The sequence below is a fragment of the Arthrobacter sp. MMS24-T111 genome, assembly GCF_054888995.1.
Map to the genome: position 1 here is coordinate 1237404 of NZ_JBTZRO010000001.1, position 13577 is coordinate 1250980.

Annotated in this window: 15 protein-coding genes and 1 pseudogene; 12 read left to right on the forward strand and 4 right to left on the reverse strand. The window is 64.9% G+C overall.

The window, feature by feature from the left end:
* Positions 1–130: 130 nt before the first annotated feature.
* Positions 131–1162 carry a chaplin family protein gene (locus tag ACX5I6_RS05680; RefSeq protein WP_461839796.1) on the reverse strand — a complete coding sequence of 344 codons (1032 nt, stop codon included), beginning with the start codon at positions 1160–1162 and terminating at the stop codon, positions 131–133.
* An 89-nt stretch (positions 1163–1251) separates the two neighbouring features.
* Complete coding sequence (locus tag ACX5I6_RS05685; protein ID WP_461839797.1) at positions 1252–2280, reverse strand: hypothetical protein; 1029 nt, start codon at positions 2278–2280, stop codon at positions 1252–1254.
* Between the two features lie 164 nt (positions 2281–2444).
* Between ACX5I6_RS05685 and ACX5I6_RS05690 the strand changes: the two genes are divergently transcribed.
* Together ACX5I6_RS05690 and ACX5I6_RS05695 are read left to right on the forward strand one after the other, a co-directional pair.
* Entirely contained in the window at positions 2445–3233 is a 789-nt protein-coding gene (locus tag ACX5I6_RS05690) for an alpha/beta hydrolase (RefSeq protein ID WP_461839798.1), read from the forward strand.
* A gap of 42 nt (positions 3234–3275) precedes the next feature.
* Positions 3276–4211, forward strand: a complete 936-nt coding sequence (locus tag ACX5I6_RS05695) for a carbohydrate kinase family protein (RefSeq protein WP_461839799.1) — start codon at positions 3276–3278, stop codon at positions 4209–4211.
* A gap of 161 nt (positions 4212–4372) precedes the next feature.
* On the opposite strand, the pseudogene ACX5I6_RS05700 reads toward ACX5I6_RS05695, so the two are convergent.
* Both ACX5I6_RS05700 and ACX5I6_RS05705 read right to left on the reverse strand, forming a co-directional pair.
* A pseudogene (locus ACX5I6_RS05700) lies at positions 4373–4672 on the reverse strand (ThuA domain-containing protein); the annotation flags it as partial.
* Positions 4597–5082, reverse strand: coding sequence for a hypothetical protein (locus tag ACX5I6_RS05705; RefSeq protein ID WP_461839800.1), 486 nt, complete (start codon positions 5080–5082; stop codon positions 4597–4599). The pseudogene ACX5I6_RS05700 and the gene ACX5I6_RS05705, both read right to left, overlap by 76 nt.
* A 118-nt stretch (positions 5083–5200) precedes the next feature.
* On the opposite strand from ACX5I6_RS05705, the gene ACX5I6_RS05710 reads away from it, so the two are divergent.
* The 10 genes from ACX5I6_RS05710 to ACX5I6_RS05755 all read left to right on the forward strand — a co-directional run bounded on the left by ACX5I6_RS05710 (position 5201) and on the right by ACX5I6_RS05755 (position 13574).
* Positions 5201–6493 (forward strand): C-glycoside deglycosidase beta subunit domain-containing protein, encoded by a 1293-nt coding sequence (locus ACX5I6_RS05710; protein ID WP_461839801.1) that lies wholly within the window; start codon positions 5201–5203, stop codon positions 6491–6493.
* A 30-nt stretch (positions 6494–6523) separates the two neighbouring features.
* The gene (locus tag ACX5I6_RS05715; protein WP_461839802.1) at positions 6524–6835 is read left to right on the forward strand and encodes a C-glycoside deglycosidase beta subunit domain-containing protein; all 312 of its coding nucleotides are present in this window, start codon (positions 6524–6526) and stop codon (positions 6833–6835) included.
* Positions 6836–6846: 11 nt separating this feature from the next.
* A complete protein-coding gene (locus ACX5I6_RS05720) occupies positions 6847–7995 on the forward strand; it encodes a pyruvate formate-lyase (RefSeq protein WP_461839803.1) in 1149 nt (382 codons plus the stop codon).
* 170 nt (positions 7996–8165) lie between these two features.
* Positions 8166–8393: a DUF2188 domain-containing protein gene (locus ACX5I6_RS05725; protein WP_461839804.1), complete on the forward strand. Its 228-nt coding sequence runs from the start codon at positions 8166–8168 to the stop codon at positions 8391–8393.
* Between the two features lie 207 nt (positions 8394–8600).
* Positions 8601–9605, forward strand: a complete 1005-nt coding sequence (locus tag ACX5I6_RS05730; RefSeq protein ID WP_461839805.1) for a histidine kinase dimerization/phospho-acceptor domain-containing protein — start codon at positions 8601–8603, stop codon at positions 9603–9605.
* A complete protein-coding gene (locus ACX5I6_RS05735) occupies positions 9524–9814 on the forward strand; it encodes an ATP-binding protein (RefSeq protein WP_461839806.1) in 291 nt (96 codons plus the stop codon). The genes ACX5I6_RS05730 and ACX5I6_RS05735 overlap by 82 nt, the downstream gene beginning before the upstream one ends.
* Positions 9815–10044: 230 nt before the next feature.
* Positions 10045–11343, forward strand: coding sequence for an ABC transporter substrate-binding protein (locus ACX5I6_RS05740; RefSeq protein WP_461839807.1), 1299 nt, complete (start codon positions 10045–10047; stop codon positions 11341–11343).
* Positions 11344–11397: 54 nt separating this feature from the next.
* Positions 11398–12357, forward strand: coding sequence for a carbohydrate ABC transporter permease (locus ACX5I6_RS05745; RefSeq protein ID WP_461839808.1), 960 nt, complete (start codon positions 11398–11400; stop codon positions 12355–12357).
* A 3-nt stretch (positions 12358–12360) separates the two neighbouring features.
* Positions 12361–13197, forward strand: coding sequence for a carbohydrate ABC transporter permease (locus ACX5I6_RS05750; RefSeq protein WP_285246677.1), 837 nt, complete (start codon positions 12361–12363; stop codon positions 13195–13197).
* 5 nt (positions 13198–13202) lie between these two features.
* A complete protein-coding gene (locus ACX5I6_RS05755) occupies positions 13203–13574 on the forward strand; it encodes a nuclear transport factor 2 family protein (RefSeq protein WP_461839809.1) in 372 nt (123 codons plus the stop codon).
* Positions 13575–13577: the final 3 nt, after the last annotated feature.

A 13577-nucleotide genomic window follows, 5' to 3' on the forward strand; every position in this document is an offset into this window, starting at 1 on the left:
CGTCTGCACCAAGCTGGCCGCGTGATCCTGCGGCCGCCGTTCCGCTGTGGCCTGCCCGGCGGCCCTGGGTTTTGGGCGCGGGAAAGTGCGGCGGGCTGCCTGGGGCAGCCCACCGCACTTCGGGATTGGGTCAGCCCTGCTTCCGGCGCAGGACCAGCGTCAGCAGACCGCCGAAGGCCAGGAACAGCAGGCCCACCAGCAACATGCCCGTATTTGCTCCCGTGTTGGCGAGGGCCGGGGCTGCAGCATAGTTGGCCTGCATTGGAGCCGCTGCGGCGCGGACGTCAGAGACGCCGGCCGCCGGAACCTCGGTGGACGGAGTGGTGACCGTAGGGGTGGTGACGGTCGGAGGGGTAACTACCGGAGGGTTCACGACCGGAGGAGTAACCACCGGGGGGTTCACGACCGGAGGAGTTACAACAGGCGGCGTGACAACCGGAGGGTTCACTACGGTGGCTGTCGAATCACCAATCACGCCCACGGAGGTGGCACCAAGGGAGATTGGAAGAGTGATCGGGGCCGCCACTTGGGTTCCCGAGAGGAGTCCGTCGGTTCCGCCGGTGGTGATGGGTCCAGCGGGTGCCGTCGTGGTGCCTGTGGTGCCGGCGCCTTCAACACTTGCGGCTGAATCCCCGACGAGGCCCACGGACGTGGCCCCGAGGTTGATCGGCGCGGTGATCGGGGCGACCACCTGGGTTCCGGATGCGATGCCCTCGCCGCCGCCGGTGGATGCGGCGGGTGCCGGAGCGGGTGCTGCCGGTGCCGTGCCCGAAGTTGCGGGACTCTGTGTGCTTGCTGCCGAGTCGCCTACGGCGCCCACGGAGGTTGCTCCCACGGTAATGGGAGCGGTGATCGGGGCGACCACCTGGGTTCCGGATGCGATGCCGTCACTGCCGGTGGTGGTCGCAGCGGGTGCCGGGGCCGGTGCTGCCGGTGCTCCGGCATTCTGGGTGCTCGCTGACGAATCGCCAACAAGGCCCAGCGAAGTGGCTCCGAGGTTGACCGGGATGTTGATCGGAGCCACCACCTGAGTCCCTGAAAGAAGCCCGTCATTTCCCGAGGTTGTGGTGTCTGCTGCGTTGGCGGCGACACCGCCGAAGGCCAGCAGTCCGCCGGCAAATGCGGTGCCGAGCAGGCACCTGCGAATGTTGCGATGCATCATTTTGAGTTCTCCTGAAAAGTTGAAGTGGGCGTATTTCTTGGCCCGGAATTGGCTCAGTTTCCGCACGTGAATGCGCGGCGGGGCCTCAACTAATCAGGAGAAGATCCGGGGTCGAAAGACACCGGCGCGGGGGCCGCCAGCAGGCGGCCTTCGATGGCGGCAGTACCCGCCGCAGGAACGTGGAAATGGTGGGCGTTGAGCCACGCGGGGACGGCCGGGCCGTTGAAGCCGGAGGAGCTGATTCCGCCGGTGGTGGCACCCGGCATGCCCGGGAGGGCATCCGAAGGTTCATGGATTGGTGCGTGGTCTGGGCCGGCTTCGGCAAGTGCCGGGACGTTTGCCACTGACTTCATTCGGGTGTCACAGGCCTGGCCCGCTCCGGGCAGGGCATCCCTGTGACTCATCGTGGCTCGACCTGGCGTGGTGCCGGCGGCATCAGTGTTTGTGGCCGTGACAGACGCATCCGCTGCTTGGCCTGCCTGCGGAACGCCGGTCACAGTAGCGGTGGTGTCGGAGGCCGGGTCGGGGGCGACAAAGTCGATGGCGTCGGTGACCGCGGGAAGAACCGCGTCAGGTTCATTCGGGTTTACGCCGGGAAGCGGAACTGCGTCGATGACCGGTTCCACAACGGGGTCAAGCGGCTCAAGGACAGCGCCGGCAACTGGGGCCACGGTTTTCACGGTACGGTCCACAACGGTATCCACCGTGCCGGCAACCGGGTCCACCACCATGCCCACCGTGCCGGCCGGCACTACCCTGTTGGCTACAGGTACGGCCTGCACAACCTGATCGGCAAGTCCGGTGACGTCTTTCACCGCCGGGCCCAGGGATGGCGCGGGGATCAGCGCCGGAACACTCGAGACAGGCGCATGATCCGGACCGCCCTTGATGGAGGCCTCCACCGGTTCCAAGGCACCTTTGGCTTGATGTGCAACGTTGGTGGTGGCCGAGCGAAGGGATGAGCTAAGGGATCCCACCAGGGAATGCCGGGAATCAGAATCGTCTGCCCCGCTATCGGCAGAGGCCCCGCCGGCGGACAGGGCTACCCAGGCGGCAGTAGCGGCGAGGGCAAGCAGGAGGGGGCGGAGAAAAGCCCGCGGATCAAGATGTGACTTCACTCAGAACGCCTCCCCCAGAGTTGCTTTTACAGCAGCCCCCAGCATAAGCACAGGTCAGAAGGCAAGTCCAGCAAATAGAAGAATTAAATAAGAGGGAACTTTCGCTTATTACAGAACGTTGAGGGGCCCGCCAGCGCTGCAGCAACCCCTGTAGTCTCTGGCACATGGTGCAGCGGCTGAAGTACTCCTACGGCGCGGCCCCCAGCCAATGGGGCGAGCTTTTCCTGCCAGATCCTCCCGCGGCCGGGCAGCCCCGGGGGGTAGTGGTGGTGATCCATGGCGGCTACTGGCGCTCAACGTACGGGGCAGAGCTTGGGGAGCCGCTTGCCGTGGATCTTGCCGAACATGGGATGGCCGCCTGGAACCTGGAGTACCGCCGCGCCGGCAAAGGCGGGGGCTGGCCCGCCACCTTCCAGGATGTCCTGGCCGGGATCGACAAACTCGCTGAACTGGCAGGGCAGCACTCGCTTGACCTCGGCAAAGTGGTGGCCGTGGGCCATTCTGCCGGCGGCCATCTTGCCGTCTGGGCGGCGGGCCGCGGGCACCTGGCCGGGCCGGGTCCGGGCGCGGAGCCCGCGGACACCGGCGGCGTCCGCCTCGCCGGGGTGGTCAGCCAATCGGGCGTCCTGAACCTGGCCGAGGCCGAACGCCTCAACCTCAGCAACGGTGCGGTGGCCAACCTGCTTGGCGGATCGTCGTCGGAATTTCCCCGACGCTACCGCCGCGCCGACCCCATGGCCGCCCTGCCGCTGGATGTGCCGGTCTATGCGGTGCATGCTGAGGCGGATGACGACGTGCCGCTGGCCATGTCGGCGCTCTACGTGGACGCAAGCGGGGCCGGAGGCGTGCCTGCGCAACTGGTCATGGTGCCCGGTGACCACTTCGACCTGATCAATCCCGAGTCCCCGGCGTATGCGGTATGCCGCGAACTGGCGGCCCGGCTGCTGGGCTGACATGAACTGCTGACCAGGGCCGCTTTCTGGCAGAGTATGACCATGCTCACAGTTATTGGCGAAGGCCTTGTCGACGTCGTCCAGCGTGCCTCGGGAATCGAGGCGCACGTGGGCGGCAGCCCCCTCAATGTCGCGGTCGGCCTGGCCCGGCTGGACCATCCGGTGCAGTTCATCGGCCGCTACGGCCGGGACGCCTACGGCGACTCCGTGGCCGCGCACCTTCGCGCCAGTTCCGTGATGCTGCCGCTTCCTCCGGACGAGTTGCCTACCAGCGTTGCCACCGCGCTGATTGACGACGACGGCGCCGCCACCTACACCTTCGACCTCGCCTGGGAACTGCCCGGCCTCGCGGACCGGCTCGGCTTCATGCTGCAGGGCACCACGCTGCTGCACACCGGCTCCATTGCCACCATGCTGGCGCCGGGCGCCGCCGAGGTGCTGGCCGCCGTCGAGCATGCCCACCCGTCCGCCACCATCAGCTTCGATCCCAACTGCCGTCCCAGCATCATCACCGATGTGGACTACGCGCGCCGGCAGGCGGAGAAGTTCGTCAGCCTGGCGGACGTAGTCAAGGCCTCCGACGAAGACCTGGAATGGCTCTACCCCGGCCAGGATGTGCTGGACTCCGCGCGCGCATGGCTGGCGCTTGGCGGGGAGGAGGGCCCTGCCCTGGTAGTGGTCACCCGCGGCGCGGACGGGCCCTGGGGTATCTGCCGCGCGGGCGAAACGTCAGTGCCCGCGCCCAAAGTGGAGGTGGCGGACACCGTGGGCGCCGGCGACTCGTTCATGGCCGCGCTCCTCTCCGGCTTGGTCGACCGGGAGCTGGACGGCGCGCAGAACCGCGAGGAACTGCGCGACCTGCCCGCCGAAGGGCTGGCCGAACTCCTGGCGCACGCTGCCCGCGCGGCTGCCGTCACGGTGTCGCGCCCCGGCGCCAACCCGCCCACCCGAACCGAGCTGAACACAGTGGGCGGGTAGCCGCTATCCTTCGTGGTTGTAGTACGGCCACGGCAGGAAGCGGCGCTCACCGCGCCGGTCCGGCCCTTCCAGGGTGACTTTCCCCGTCGCGGCCCACTCAACGCCGCGGGGAACATCCGGATGAACTCAATCCGCCGGAAAGTGTCGATATCGTGCCCGATGGTGATGGTGAAGCTGCGGCCCTCGCCGTAGTTGTTGATCCAAGCCAGCGGCTGCTGCGTGTTAATGCCCGGAAGGCCGCTTGGTCCTTCCAGCGGGATGGCCACGGGATAGTGGGACATCGGCCACATGGGTGCCTGCTCGTAGGATTCCAGGTCGTCGAATACCGAGAGAAGCACTTCTGCTCCTTCGTAGAGTTGTACGCCGGTCAGGATGTCGTCTCCGGTCACTGTCCAGGTCCTGCTGATGCCTTCGGTGATGGGGTGGCGGGGCTCGGCGGTCTGCAGCAAGGCTTCCCCCACGGGCGCGGGCGGAGTCCGGTGGGCACGCTGAGCTTCGCGCCACGCATGATGTTGTACTCCTCGGGGTAGCCCCAGTCGTCCTCCTGCACGGCAGAGCCATGGAACCAAACGATGCCCTTGCCGTCCTGGTGCACGAACTTCAGCAACGCGGCGTCGGTCTCCGGGCCGAATCCCACCGCCTTGTCGTGGTAGCCGTCGCGGCCCTCGAATACCACCAGGACAACGTCGTATTTGTCGATGATGTTCGACCCCAGCCCCCGGGGGTCCTCCACCACCCTGACCCGGAACCGGCCGGTGTCCTCAAGGACGGTGGTGAGCCATTCGTTGTGCTGGCGGAAGCTGCGGACCTCGTTGTCGTGCTCCCGGGTCATGTGCCCGGAAAGGATGAGGGCATTCAACATCTCGGTCATGGCATCAACGCCTCGATTCTTGAAAAGTGGGGAAGTTAGGATGGAAGTCTACATACTTTAGTAGAAAAGAGACATAATGCTGGTATGCTCGTTGGGAACCTAGAGAGAGTGAGCAACGATGCTTCTCGAAAGAGACCTCATCCAGTCGGCCGGCTTCCGTAATGTCACCGAAGGCGGCCGCGTCACGGGCTTCCAGTTCCGGCTCCGGATGCCCTCCTACCGGGGCATGGCCGCGTCCCTCATCGACGGCGTCGCCGTGCGTGTCGGCGGCCTGGTGGATGTGGAACCGCACGTCCCGCTGTGGAGTTTCGGTGGCCGCACGTTTACCCTGCGGCAGCTATGGGACAGCGACGGCGTCCGCTGGCCGCTGGAGGAAGCGGCGGTGGTCACCGTGCCGTTCGACGGCGGCCTGCCGCAGGGAGTGCACGACCTTACGGTTGAACTGCGCCTCCGGATGTCCTACATTCCGGTGGAGCACCAGCCCACCATCCACCGGGTCAGCCGAAAGGTCACACTGGCCCCCGAAGGCAGCGAGGGTACGTTCCGCTACGGCGTCTCCCTTTACAGCTATATGGGCGACTACGGAACGGTCCTGGACCTGGAAACCGCCCTGGCCCACGTTGCCGATGTCGGCGCCACCGGGGTGGAGATTCTCGGCGAGGCGCATATCCCCGGCTATCCGGAACCCTCTCCGGCCTGGATCGACACCTGGTTCAACCTGCTGGAAAAGTACTCCCTCGAGCCCACCAACTACGGGTCCTGGATCGACACCCGGCTGCACCCGGGCCGGTCCATGACCGCTGCGGAAGGGGCGGAAGCGCTCCAGCGCGACCTGAAACTTGCCGGCAGGCTGGGCTTCAGCTTTGTCCGGCCCAAGATCGGCGTTATCTCCGGTGACCTTGTACCGGACCCCATCTGGACCGAATCCGTGGAGCGCTCGCTGGACCTGGCGCATGAGTTGGACGTGGTCATCTGCCCCGAGATCCACTCACCAACACCCATTAAACATCCCGTGGTGGATGACTACATTGGCTTGATCGAGCGCACTGGCACCAAGAACTTCGGCCTGCTCATCGATACCGGGATCTTCCAGGACCGCCCCATCCCGCTGCGTGAAGGCGAGACCCGGGAGGCACGCCCCGCCTTCCTGGACGGGATCGGCGTGGACCCCGCAGACCTCAAGGACATAGCACCATACGTGGTGTTCATCCAGGCGAAATTCCACGACATCAACGAACAGTTGGAAGACCAGCAGATTCCGTGGCGCCCGGTGCTTCAAGCCCTCAAGGACTCCGGCTACACCGGCTTCCTCTCCAGCGAGTACGAGGGCGACCGGACTCCGTGGCGGGCCATCGAACAGGTGCGGCGCCAGCACGCCCTGATCCGGCGCATCACCTCCGACCTCGTCTGACCTATTCCTGCTCCCAGTAAAGAGACACCCATGCCGAACGGACTTCTTGACCAATCCAGCCTCCGGGCCCACCCGGAGGGCCTTGCCCTCTCCCTGACCCTGCCGTGGTACCGGAGCCTCTGGCTCTCCTCGGTCACCAGCTTCACTCTCACCATCGACGGCGAGGAAATCCCGGCCGGGGACTTGTCCCTGGAACTCGGTGGCATCCGCTACGCACTCCGGACCTGGCCGCACAAAGCGAAACCCTCTGGTACCTCCAGGACCACCCCCTCCTCATCGCCAAAAGGGCCACTGCCGCCACCTTGGGCAGCCGGCACACGGTCCAGCTCATCGGTGAGCTGAGGCTGCCGTACATGCAGATTGCCCCGGGCCCGGATGGCGGTCCCGGCATGTACGTCCCCAACTTTGTGAACCAGACGCTGGAGTTGAGCGTCACGGACAGGGCGGCACCCGCACCTGCGTTGGCGACGGCGGACACGCCGCCTCCGCCCGCGGCTGCCGGGGACCCCTTCTCGCTTGGCCTCACGCTCTACTCGGCAAGCTCCGAATTCAGGGCCGGCTGGTACGACTTCGACGGCCTGCTCAACCGCGTTGCAGAGCTGGGAATCGGACCAGGCATCGAAATTGTGGCATCCCAGGTGCTGCCCTCCTACCCACGCGTCACGGAGGAATTCGCCCGGTCGTGGCACGCTTCCTTCGACAAGCACGGCTTCACCGCCAGCTCCTTTGGGGCCAACCTGGACATGGGCCGGCGGCGCGACCGTGACATGACCCCGGACGAGGAGTATGAGTTCACGGAGACTCTTTTCCACGGAGCCAAGAAACTTGGCTTCCCGCTGGTCCGGATCCAGAGCGCCAAACCGGACCTCCTGCGCCGCCTCCTGCCCTTGGCCGAAAGATTGGAACTCCAGCTCGCGTATGAAATCCATGCCCCACTGGGGCCGAACTCGCCGGAAATCATGAAGGTCCGGGACGTGTACGCGGAGTTCGATTCGCCGCTCCTGGGCTTTGTCGCCGATTTCTCCTCCACGATGCACAGCATGTCGCCCACGCTCCTCCGGGCCGTCCGCCGTGCCGGGCTCGACAACGAAGCAGTGGAAAAGCTGCAGGCCATCTGGGCCACAGACGCGCCGATGCGGGCGCGCCAGGAGGAGTTCATTGGATACCTGAAGGGCCGGGCCTTCGATCCTGCCCGGCTTGGCTCTTTCGCCCATCTCGCCTTCAACATGCACGGCCATGTGAGTCCGCGGGAATGGGCAGACATCATGCCCCAGATCCTGCACGTCCACGCCAAGTTCTACGACATCGACGACGCTGGCAACGAGCCTGCAATCGACTATCCGGAGCTGGTGCGCGTGTTCGTCGAAGGCGGCTACCGCGGCTACTGGTCAAGCGAATGGGAGGGCCATGCCTTCGCCGAACTGGGGGAGGTGGACCCCTTGCTGCTGGTGCGCAGGCAGCATGACCTGATTCGGAAGAGCATGCATTCCGTTCCGGCTTGAAAACTAAGCATGCTTTCTATTAGTTTGGTGTCAGCTTCTCCGCCAGCCCCCCAACAGGCGGAGTGGTTGCCACGGAGGCCCCGCTTTACATCAACAGGTACTGCGGGGCTTTTCGCTTTCCGCGCTTGCGCAGCAGGTGTCTTGGAACCGAACAGCAGAGGGAGTGTGCAATGGCTCAGGGCGATATTGAGACGTACTACGAAGACGGCCAGTGGAAGAACAAGCGCGAAGGTGCTGACCGCGCATTTGGTGCCGGCTACGGCACCAAGGAAGAGGCGGTAGCTGCCGGCCGCGACGCCGCGAAAGCAGACAAGGTGGAACACGTCATCAAGAACCAGGACGGCCAGATCGGGGAGAAGTACAGCTACGGCAACGATCCCCGGAACGTCCCGGGCTGATTGGTTCACCTTCCCCGTGACGCCGCGGCGCCCGGGAAGGCAAGGAGGGCCGACTCATGCATTTGAGCCGGCCCTCCCGTGTTCTCCCTGCGCGGCGGCGCCGGTATGGGATGCTGGATCGGTGGACGATCCCGGCATGGAAGGCCTGGCCACCGCACGTGCGGATGGCCGGTGGTTCCAGCGCGCTGACGGCAAGGGCCGCAGGTCATGACGGTGAACGAGATGGTCCGCGACGCGGTCCTCGCCGGAACCGGACTGCCCATTCCAGGTCCGGACGGACACGTTGAAGTTCCGGCTGCGTCGGAACGATTGCAGAATCTTGTTGAACTGGCCCGCACGGTCTGTGGCCAGCCGGTAACAGCCATCAACATCATTACCGAAGACCTCCAGTACCAGGCAGCCACGGCGGGCATGGAACCGTATCTGTGCACCAGGGAAGACTCGATGTGCGCGGTGGGGTTCCTCAGCGGTGAACCCACTGTCCTCGAGGACGCTTCCCTGGATTCCCGGTACCGCGACAACCCCTACGTGGACGGCCGGCGCAGCAGGGTCAGGTTCTACGCCTCCATTCCGCTGGTGACCGACGACGGCTCTGTCCTTGGCACCCTTTGTGCCGGCGCCCGGGAAACCGGCCGGCTCAGCGGCGAACAACTCCGAGGCCTTGAAATCCTCGCCGCCCAAATCGTCGACGTCCTCCAGTTGGAACAACGCGCACGCCGCCTGGCTGATGCGCTGGCCGAAGCCGAGCGGAGCAACACCCTCCTGGCGGAGTTTGCCGGCCGGATCAGTCACGACCTCCGCAACCCGCTGACTTCGATCCTCGGATTCGTGGAGCTGGGCGAAATGGACGCAGAAGCAGGCGACGACGCCCGGCTTCCGGAGTACCTGGGCATTGTGGGCCGGACCGGGCGGCGCATGCTGGCAATGGTTGAGGATGTCCTGGCCTTCGCCACGATCGGTGGCGACCTGCAGCCGGCCGCGGTTTCCCTGGCGGACCTGGTGGGGGATGTCATCGTGGACCTGGCCACCGCTGTGGAGGAGTCGGGGGCGTCCGTGGACTCGGGGAGCTGGTATTTACCGCTGACCCGGTCCAGACCCGGGTGCTCCTGCAGAACCTCATCCACAACGCCTTGGCCTACCGCCGTCCTGGCGTCCCGCCGGTCATCCACATCACCGGCCACCGTGGCGAAGATGGTGCGGTCCTGCGCGTAATCGACAACGGCAAGGGCATCGCCTCCGGCGACCGCGAACGCGTGCTCGATCCGCTGGTACGCCTCGACCGCCAGGGCGACCCGCCCGGATCCGGCCTGGGCCTGGCAACCTGTGCCCGGATTGCCGCTGCGGCCGGCGGACGGCTTGACCTCGGTCCCGCCCCCGAGTACGGGACCATCGTCACCATCCACCTGGGACCGGGCAGCTAAGCAGCCGCCACGCGACCTCCGGGGCGTTGCAACGAGCGGCAGCCCGCACAGGGCGTGCCGGACCGACCGCATCATCGCGGCTCTTTATGTGATCCTTCTGCGAACCTTCGTGAAACTTATGTCTGTCATCTGCAATACTTATGTGCTTTTTCTACACATCTCCCGCATACTTGTGAGTGACCGGGGTCACGACCCCGGATTCCTCGACAACGAAGTCTGAAAGGCTGGACATGACACAGCACCGTCGCCCCGCGGGATTGAAGGTGGTCGGCGCCCTCGCCGTTCCCACCATTGCGGCCCTTGCCCTCTCTGGCTGCTCCACCTCCGCCAGCAGCACCTCTTCTTCCGGTGGATCCCAGGAATTTTCCCTCTCCTTCGCCACCTCCAACAACATCGAGAGCCCCTTCCAGACGCTGGCGGAGGACTACATGAAGTCCCACTCGAACGTGAAGATCACGTTCAACCCGCAGCCCAATGATTCTTACGACCAGACCCTGCGGACCCAACTCCAGGCCGGCAACGCCTCGGATGTCGTGGTCACGACGCCGGGTTCCGGACAGGGGCGCAGCATCCTTCCCCTCGCACAGGCAGGCTTCCTGGAGCCGCTGGACGATGCCGCCAAGAAACTGGTTCCCTCCGGCAGCGACGCCCTCTTCGGCACGGACAGCAAGGTCTATGGCCAAGCCATGGAGATCACTGTCGTAGGCCTGGTGGCCAACGAAACGGCCGCCAAGGCCTCCGGCATCACCGATTTCCCCGCAGACTTCGCCGCCATGGAGAAGCAGTGCAAGAACCTTCAGTCTTCCGGCAAGTCCCTCTTCGCCCTGGCCGGCGCGGCTGCCCCGAACACCGGGCTGATGGCCATGTCCCTTGCTGCCAGCCGGGTCTATGCAGGCGATCCTGACTGGAATGCCAAGCGGACCGCAAACCAGGTGACGTTTGCCGGCTCGGACGGGTGGAAGTCTTCCCTCGACGCCGTGAAGAAGCTCAATGATGCGGGCTGCTTCCAGCAAGGTGCAGCCGGCGCCGGATTTGATGCCATCACCCAGGGCCTTGCCAGCGGAACATCCGTTGCCGGCTTCATCCCCGCCCCAAGCTGGAAGCAGCTGAAGACCGCCGCCGCCGGTTCGGAATTCGATGTCCGCGCCCTCCCGGCCGAGCAGGCCTCGGACAAGGCCTACACGTTCGCCAGTGCCAACTACGCGTTCTCCATCAATGCCGCTTCCAAGAACAAAGACGCTGCCAAAGCCTTCCTCGACTGGGCGGCTGAGCCGGAACAGACCAAGGCCTTTGCCGAGATTGACGGCGCCCTTCCTGTCAGCGGACTGGACAGCTATGACTTCAACGGCAGTGCCTACAAGAACGTAGCCGACCTGATCAAGGGCGGAAAGTACGGGCCCCTCCCCAACAGCCAGTGGCCCAACTCGTCCGTCTACGACGCCCTGGCCACCGGCGTCCAGGGGTTGATCACCGGGCAGAAGACCACTGACCAGGTCCTGCAGGCCATGGATGCCGCCTGGGGACAGTAAGTCTTCCACTCCACTACCGTTCCAACGACTCAACGGGACAAGCAAGGAATTATCATGACTGCGACGATGCAACCCAAGAGCGAAGCAGCAGAAGCACCCCGGCGAGGCAAGCGCGCCCCGGGGACGGGCAGGCCTGCCCGTCCCCGGGGCCGCTCCCTGGAATTTGGACACTGGTGGTGGGCGCTCCCCGGGATCGCCCTCGTCATCGCCATCCACTACGTGGCAACCGGTATCGGCGGGTTCTTCGCCTTTACCAACTGGACGGGAATCGGTTCCTTCAAGATCACCGGTTTGAACAACTTCGAGGCAATCTTCAAGGACCCCACCAAGGTTGGCGCCCTCTCCAACACACTGTTCCTCGCGTTCGGATCGGTACTGCTGGGCAACATCGCCGGGCTGATCATTGCGCTGGGACTCAACCGTGTGGTGAAGACGCGCTACATCCTCCGCACGCTGTTCTTCATGCCGGTGGTCCTCAGCCCCCTCGCCACCGCCTACATCTGGAAGTACATCTTCGATTTCAACGGTCCCATCAACGTCCTGCTGAAGGCAGCGGGCCTCGGTGAACTGGCAAAGCCCTGGCTCGCAGACCCCCAGTGGGCCATCTGGACAGTCCTGGTGGTCCTCGTGTGGTCGTCCACCGGGTTCGCCATGGTGATCTTCATGGCCGGACTCACCGGTGTTGCGGTGGAGGTGGAAGAAGCCGCGGCAATCGACGGCGCCAACTTGTGGCAGCGCTTCCGGAACGTCACCCTGCCGGCCATCCGTCCCGCCGTCGCAATCGCCACCACGCTGGGCATTGTCCAGGGCCTCCGGGTCTTCGACCCCATCATGGCGCTTACCGGCGGCGGCCCGGCAGGGGCCACGGAAACGCTGGCCACCCAGGTGTACAAGCAGGCATTCGCGCTGGGCAACTTCGGCGGCGGCGCTGCCCTGGCCCTGGTGCTCGCCTTCATCATCCTGATCTTCGCCGTGATCCAGCAGCGGCTGACGCGATCGAATCCTGAGGACTAACCCATGTTCCGCTACACGAAATTCACCCTGATCCGCGAAATCGGGCTGTGGGCCCTGGCCCTGGTCTTCCTCGCCCCGTTCTACTTCCTGGTGACCACGGCGCTGAAGCCGGACAGCGAAATGTACACCACCTCCGCCCTGGCGCTTCCCGGCAATCCGGACTTTGGCAACTTCGTCAAGGTCCTCACGGCAACCGGCAATTCCAACGTCATGGCCGGACTGGTCAACAGCGTCATCATCACCACCGGAAGCATCCTCGGGTTGATCGCACTGGGCTCCATTACCGGCTACGTCATTTCCCGCAGCACGCGCAGGTGGAGCAAGGCTGCGTACTACCTCTTCCTGGTAGCCATCATCCTTCCGGGACAGCTCGGCGCAGTGCCGCTGTACATGGGCGCCCGTGGACTGGGGCTCACCGGATCGGCCTGGGGCCTGATCGTCCTGTATACCGGGATGCTGCTGCCGCTCTCGATCTTCCTGTACTCAAACTTCTTCCGGGGCCTCGGGACGGACTACGAGGAAGCCGCCACGATCGACGGTGCCAGCAAGACCCAGGTCTTCTCCAAGGTGGTGTTTCCCATGATGGCTCCGGCCACCGGAACGGTCACCATCTTCGCCGGACTGATCGTGTGGAACGATTTCTTCACCTCGCTGATCTTCCTCGGCGGATCCGCCAACCAGACGCTCCCGGTAGCCATGTACTACTTCATCGGGTCGCTGGTCTCGAAGTGGAATTCCATCTTCGCGATCGTCATCGTGTCCATGATTCCCATCCTGGCGTTGTTCCTGTTCGCGCAAAAGCGCTTCATCCAGGGCTTCTCCGGCGGACTCAAAGGCTGACCCGCATGGCCGGCAACCGCGAAGCGTTTGAACGCTTCGTGGAGATCTTCTACACCCAAAAACGGGTGCGGGAAGCCTTCGAGTTCCTTGTTGCCGATGAGTACAAGCAACACAATCCCACCATCCCGGACGGTCCGGAGGCCGCCATCCGGATGCTCACGCCGAAGTTCGACGGTTCACCGGACTCGCGCTTCGAGGTCCAGCGGATCCTCGTTGACGGAGACCTGGCCATGGTGCACGTCCGGGCATCAGGACCCGGGCGTCCCGACGCCGCCGTCGCAGATATCTACCGCTTCGAAGCCGGGCGCATCGTTGAGCACTGGGATGTGCTCCAGACCGTCCCGGACCACCCGGTGCACGACCACCCCATGTTTTAGCCA

Coding starts and splice junctions, on each gene's coding strand:
- ACX5I6_RS05715 (WP_461839802.1), top strand. CDS start 6,524: ATGCCGAACGGACTTCTTGACCAATCCAGCCTCCGGGCCCACCCGGAG.
- ACX5I6_RS05680 (WP_461839796.1), bottom strand. CDS start 1,162: ATGATGCATCGCAACATTCGCAGGTGCCTGCTCGGCACCGCATTTGCC.
- ACX5I6_RS05745 (WP_461839808.1), top strand. CDS start 11,398: ATGACTGCGACGATGCAACCCAAGAGCGAAGCAGCAGAAGCACCCCGG.
- ACX5I6_RS05725 (WP_461839804.1), top strand. CDS start 8,166: ATGGCTCAGGGCGATATTGAGACGTACTACGAAGACGGCCAGTGGAAG.
- ACX5I6_RS05730 (WP_461839805.1), top strand. CDS start 8,601: ATGACGGTGAACGAGATGGTCCGCGACGCGGTCCTCGCCGGAACCGGA.
- ACX5I6_RS05690 (WP_461839798.1), top strand. CDS start 2,445: ATGGTGCAGCGGCTGAAGTACTCCTACGGCGCGGCCCCCAGCCAATGG.
- ACX5I6_RS05740 (WP_461839807.1), top strand. CDS start 10,045: ATGACACAGCACCGTCGCCCCGCGGGATTGAAGGTGGTCGGCGCCCTC.
- ACX5I6_RS05710 (WP_461839801.1), top strand. CDS start 5,201: ATGCTTCTCGAAAGAGACCTCATCCAGTCGGCCGGCTTCCGTAATGTC.
- ACX5I6_RS05720 (WP_461839803.1), top strand. CDS start 6,847: ATGCAGATTGCCCCGGGCCCGGATGGCGGTCCCGGCATGTACGTCCCC.
- ACX5I6_RS05750 (WP_285246677.1), top strand. CDS start 12,361: ATGTTCCGCTACACGAAATTCACCCTGATCCGCGAAATCGGGCTGTGG.
- ACX5I6_RS05705 (WP_461839800.1), bottom strand. CDS start 5,082: ATGACCGAGATGTTGAATGCCCTCATCCTTTCCGGGCACATGACCCGG.
- ACX5I6_RS05755 (WP_461839809.1), top strand. CDS start 13,203: ATGGCCGGCAACCGCGAAGCGTTTGAACGCTTCGTGGAGATCTTCTAC.
- ACX5I6_RS05695 (WP_461839799.1), top strand. CDS start 3,276: ATGCTCACAGTTATTGGCGAAGGCCTTGTCGACGTCGTCCAGCGTGCC.